The 5,219-nt window shown below is 32.4% G+C and carries 6 protein-coding genes; all 6 read right to left on the bottom strand.

The genetic code is table 11. From position 1 onward, the window contains the following. On the bottom strand, positions 1–925 hold a 925-nt coding region (locus tag Q4566_RS16860; protein WP_303423723.1), incomplete at its 3' end, for a hypothetical protein. 113 nt (positions 926–1,038) lie between these two features. Next, positions 1,039–1,287: a DUF6520 family protein gene (locus tag Q4566_RS16865; RefSeq protein ID WP_303423725.1), complete on the bottom strand. Its 249-nt coding sequence runs from the start codon at positions 1,285–1,287 to the stop codon at positions 1,039–1,041. 86 nt (positions 1,288–1,373) lie between these two features. Further along, positions 1,374–1,817, bottom strand: coding sequence for a MauE/DoxX family redox-associated membrane protein (locus Q4566_RS16870; protein ID WP_303423727.1), 444 nt, complete (start codon positions 1,815–1,817; stop codon positions 1,374–1,376). Between the two features lie 166 nt (positions 1,818–1,983). Then, complete coding sequence (locus tag Q4566_RS16875) at positions 1,984–2,649, bottom strand: response regulator transcription factor (RefSeq protein WP_303423729.1); 666 nt, start codon at positions 2,647–2,649, stop codon at positions 1,984–1,986. Then, entirely contained in the window at positions 2,646–4,610 is a 1,965-nt protein-coding gene (locus Q4566_RS16880; RefSeq protein ID WP_303423732.1) for a tetratricopeptide repeat-containing sensor histidine kinase, read from the bottom strand. The genes Q4566_RS16875 and Q4566_RS16880 overlap by 4 nt, the downstream gene beginning before the upstream one ends. A gap of 181 nt (positions 4,611–4,791) precedes the next feature. Beyond that, complete coding sequence (locus Q4566_RS16885; protein ID WP_303423734.1) at positions 4,792–4,962, bottom strand: hypothetical protein; 171 nt, start codon at positions 4,960–4,962, stop codon at positions 4,792–4,794. Positions 4,963–5,219 lie beyond the last annotated feature (257 nt).

Genomic DNA, 5,219 nt, shown 5'->3' on the forward strand with positions numbered 1-5,219 from the left:
AGGCAAAATCTTTCATTTTACTGCCTTTATAAGCAGGGATATAAAAGCTATATTTATAATTCCCGCTTTTCAAGTCATAAATGTCAATGACAGATTTCGAATTAAACGATTCTGAAGATTCATTTTTTGAAATAATATTGGAATTTACAAACAACCAGTTGTCATTTGTGTAAGTTTTTTTATTTACGATATATGGTGGTGAAGCTAGTTTTAAGGTTTCCTTTCCTTGATCTTTTATGCTTTCAACATGTAGTTTTGCTTTAGCATTTGAATCAATAGTGTTTTGAACAGATAACAACTTTAGATTGGAATCAAAAACCAGAAATTCATTTCGGTAGCGGTATGTATACAAGACAAGGTTGTTAGCTTTATTAAATTTTAATTCACCATCAGTACAAAAGAAACCATCTATTTGTTTTACTAAATTTATAGAAGGTATGTCTAGTTTTTTAGAGGGTAGGGTGAAGTTAGCAATGACTTGTTGTTTAAGCTCAGGTGCATAGGTCTTTAATAAAAAATGGGATGGTGAAACTGCAAGTAAATTAGTAAAAGGGGTATTTCCAAAATTTGTTCTAATAATTTTTTTAGTATCTAAATCATGTTCAAAAATGTTAGGAGTTATACCTTCAAAGAAGTACAGTTTATTATTAAAACATTGACTTTTAAGAGCTTTCCATGCTATAGGTCTAGGAGATTTAATATCAATGGAGTCCGTTTTAATTTGATTTTTATCCCATTGATAATGACTAAAAGTAAAAGGGGTATTGCTATATCCGATATATAGAGTTTCACGATCCACACCTGTAATATAGGCGGTAGCTCCGTTTAATGGTTTGGTAGTTAATTTAGTTAAATAATGGGGAGGAAAATGTCTGTAAAATTGACCTGTGTTATTATTAGTACGCCTCGATAAAAAATATAGCATACTGATTATTAGTAAGCTTGATATAATACTGCAGGCAATACATATTAGTTTAGTTTTCATTTAAGAATAATTAAAGAAGGAACAGGGGAGTTCCTTGTTCCTTCTGTTGTTAATTAATTAGGGCGATATGTAGGGGATATTACTGGTGTAGCGCATTGATTTAGGACATCTGGCTCATACACATTGAATTCACATGCCTCACCGGTATTTATTGGATTACAATTGGTAGGTTCACAATGGCTACCATCCTTTACATAATACTGGCTAAATGCATCAATAGAAGATGCGTTTTTACTGGCAAAAGCAGCTACAAATGCGAAAAGAAATGTAGCGCTAGCTAACATGATTTTTAATTTTTTCATGATTTTAAGATTTAAAAATTAGTCCTACTCTTTTTAAGGTTTTCGGTTCCCCTTAATCAACTGTACAATTGAATTTTTAATAACTTTTATATATAATGAATGTGTTTTAAGGTTGGAGCTGGAATCAGAATTCCAATAATCGCAAGGATGATGAATGAGATATTTAAGACCAAATGTTCCTGCCATCCTAGCTTGTCCAAAATTCCTCCACAGGAGCAGGGTACATATTCGCTAAAATTAAGGATGGCAAAAATGTACCAGGTAAACAAGCTCATTAAACTTAAACAGCCGTATAGAGCCACTAGCTTCAGTTTTGGAATTACCAACATGATTACTGTGATTAGCTCAATAGATGGTATCACCCAAGCAACCCATCCGGCAAAAGCGGTTAACAAGGGTGACTGTCCAAGTTGAATTTTAAACAAGGAGTAATCTAATAGTTTACTAATAGCAGCATAGGAAAACAAAAAGATGAACAGGAAACAGATGATCTCTTTTAAAAATATAGGGTAGGACCGGCGTCGTGTCATAGAAAGTTAAATTAAATGTAAAGCCGGAAGAAATTATGTGATGTAAAATTAGAGGATATATTAAATAGTGCGGTAGATGAAATGGATAAAAAAAATATATAATTTGTAAACTGTTATTTTAAAATTTAATGTAATATGTCTGGTATTAGAATGGGGGTTTTTTGTGTTAAATAAAGCCTTTTTTTCTGGCTTTTTCCAGTAACTCAATGTTTTCACTACCTTCTACATTAAAAACTTCTTTCAAATGCTGCTTTCTTTTAGCTATGGCAGCTCGAGATAAGGATAATTGATCGGCAATTGCAGAGAGAGAAGCACCTCTGGATAAATAATATAAGAGTTCTCTATCGGTTTTGTCTAAAATGAAATCATTACTAATATATTTTCGCATAGACTGAATAACTGTTTTACTATAATATGGTGGATCGAGCAATACCTTTTCAATAGCAAGTTCTAATTCTTCAGGGGTAAGGTCATTTTTAATAAGAAAACCATCTGGACTAATTTGTTCAATGATACTATGGATACGATAGTTATCATTAAACGTGGTTACTGTGACTATTTTAGTATTAGGGTGCTGTGTCCGTATTCTACTTCCTAGATCTTCTCCTGAAAATATGTTTTCTGATTCTAAGGAAGGCATCTGAACATCGAGAAAAACGACATCATAAGTGTTTTTAATTAGAGCAGTTATGGCCAGTTGAAAACTATGAGCGGTTTCAATTTTAAATTGAGTTTGCTTTTTCTTTTCTATGGTTTTAAAAGCACTTTGAAAAGAAGAAGTAATAAGCGGATGGTCATCGACTAGAAGTATGAGATAGTGATTGTTTGTCATAAATTACGTGGTTTTAAAGGTATGCTTATGGTTATATGTGTACCCTTTTTGGGGATGGATTTTAATTGATAAGTTCCATTCATTTTTTTTGTACGAGAAGCTATATTTTTAAGACCTATACCTGATTTTTTGATTTTGGTTTGACCTTTCCCATCGTCTGATACTTTTAGAATTAACCGGCTTTTTCGCTGTGTAAAGGCGAGTGAAAATAAGGAAGCTTCTGCATGCTTAAGGCAGTTTTGGAGACATTCTTCAATAATCTGGTATAGATTAACCTTAATAAAGTTGTCGACTTGTTCCCAAGGAATTTCGTCATCATGGTAAAAAGCATACTTGAACTTCCCGAGATGACTTCTCTTTACCATAAGATTTTCGACTAAAGCAATGAAGTCAATTGGGTGTTCTATGAGGTTGTGTTTTAACTCATGTGAAAGTTCTCGTATCTTTCTTTCAATATCTTGAAGTTCGTTCAGGTAAGTCTGGTGTTTTTGGGCACCCTTATTTTTATCTTCAACATTGAGGTATGACCAGGCCATCCTTAGAGCAAAAAGATCACTTAATATACTATCATGTAAATCTTCTGCTATTCGGATTCGTTCTTGGTTGCGGCCAAGTTGCAGCTTTTCTTGCTTTTGAAGTGTTAAACGATAAATTTGTTCGTTAGCATTTTGTTGATTGCTTTCTAATACAAGTAGTTTAGTTTTGGATCTTTGTCTTAAAATGAAAAAGACTAAAATGATACACATTATTAAGATAGTTCCAGTAAGAAAAACCCAAGCTACTCTGGCTGATAGTTCTTTGTTTCGAGCTATATATTGGTCAGTTTCATATTGAATCCTCATAAATTTATTACGCGTATGCCGTTCTTGAGTTTGGAATGTCTTATTAAGGCTAATGTATTGTTTAAGAAAAGTGCCTTTATTTTTAGAGTCGAGAAGAGCTAATAACTCTAATGATTCCAGAATATCTCTGTTGTTTTTTATTTTTTTAGATAAGAAATGTGCTTTGCGTGCCTGGTTTAGAGCCATGCTTGTGTCCTTCTGCTTAGCGTAGTACTCGGCTAAGTGAAATCGGCTCATGATAACACCTAAAATATCTTGCATGCTATCTCTAATATGAAGTGCCTCATAGAATGCTTTAGGGAGCATGTGGTTATCATTAATTTTGTATTTGCTGTAGGCTTTATTATCTGTAAGTCTAGCGTATAGTATAGGATCTCTTGCTCGTAAACCTTGTGTTTTTAAGGCTTTTTCGAAGTATGAAATAGATTGATTGTAGTCACCTTGTTTTTGATATATTAGGCCAATATTATTATAGCTGTCTTGTAAAAAAAAAGATTTGTCTTTTAGTTTTTCTAGGTGTTTTAGTGCTTTATTATGATAGGAGATAGACTTCTGAAATTCTTCGAGTTCTTCATATACAATACCAAGAAGGTTGTAACATTGATATAATTGTTTGTTTTTATTTAATGCTGTGAATATTTCAATGGCTTGAAAAAGGTATACTTCAGCACCTGTGTAATCTCTAAGTCTACATAAAATAAAAGCCATATTGTATTGCATACGTGCTGCTAAATATGTGTTACCTTTATTATTAAATAATTTTCTTGCCTTTTGATAATGATAATAAGAACTATCATAACTTAAATTTTTTAAATGAAAGGCTCCATATATCCAATGCATGTCTGCAATGTTATTGGTGTCCTTCATTTGAACAGCATGTTTCATGGCGCTATTTGCCGACTTTATAAAAAGTATAGAATCTCCATTTTTATGGCTTTCATAAGCAATGTCATTTAATTTTCTAGATGAAACAACCTGTTTTGGTGACTTTTGTCTATATTCAAAAGCCTTATGAAGTAGTGTGCTTTTTTCAGAAGTGCTAAGTTGGGTTGTTTTTATTTTTTGTATCAGGTACGTAATACTGTCTCCTTTTTTGTTTTCGACTTTTTGTTTTTGCAAACTGGTATCAGAACAATTTACTAAGATTAAGATCCAAAAGAGATTACAGAAAAGGAGTGAAGAAGAGCTATATATTCTAGTGGTAATCTTCACTTTACTATAGGGCTAAATTCTAAATATAAGAAAAAGCCTTTAACTTTGTAGGTTAAAGGCTGTAATTTGTGAAAGAATTTAATTTTTGTTAATTTTCATCCTCTTCATCTCTATCATTGTCAGGATGAGCACTGGAATCTCCACCTGTAGCAAAAGTATCAGAAGATGAGTTTTCTGCTATTTCAGTCGTTGGTGTACAAGAAAATAGGCAGCAAATAAGAAAAGATGATAATGCGAAAATTTTTATTGATATTCTCATAATATTAATGTTTTGGTTACACAAAAAAGATTTGATTCCAGATAGTGGTTTCACTGGAAAGTGTTATTGTGCACAATAGGAACATGAACTAAATAAGGTCATGTGAAAAGCTGCTTTCTATTACGAATTTATAAGGAGTATCCCGGTAAAACTTATAAAAAAAGCTTAGGTTTTGTGAGATGGTAATTTCTATGAGTGTAGCTAGTGAATCTACTAGTGAAGGAAACTAAAACCTAGTAAGATACCTTAGTTAGGGC

Origin of the sequence: Tamlana sp. 2_MG-2023 (genome assembly GCF_030548465.1) — a bacterium.
Lineage (GTDB): Bacteria > Bacteroidota > Bacteroidia > Flavobacteriales > Flavobacteriaceae > Pseudotamlana.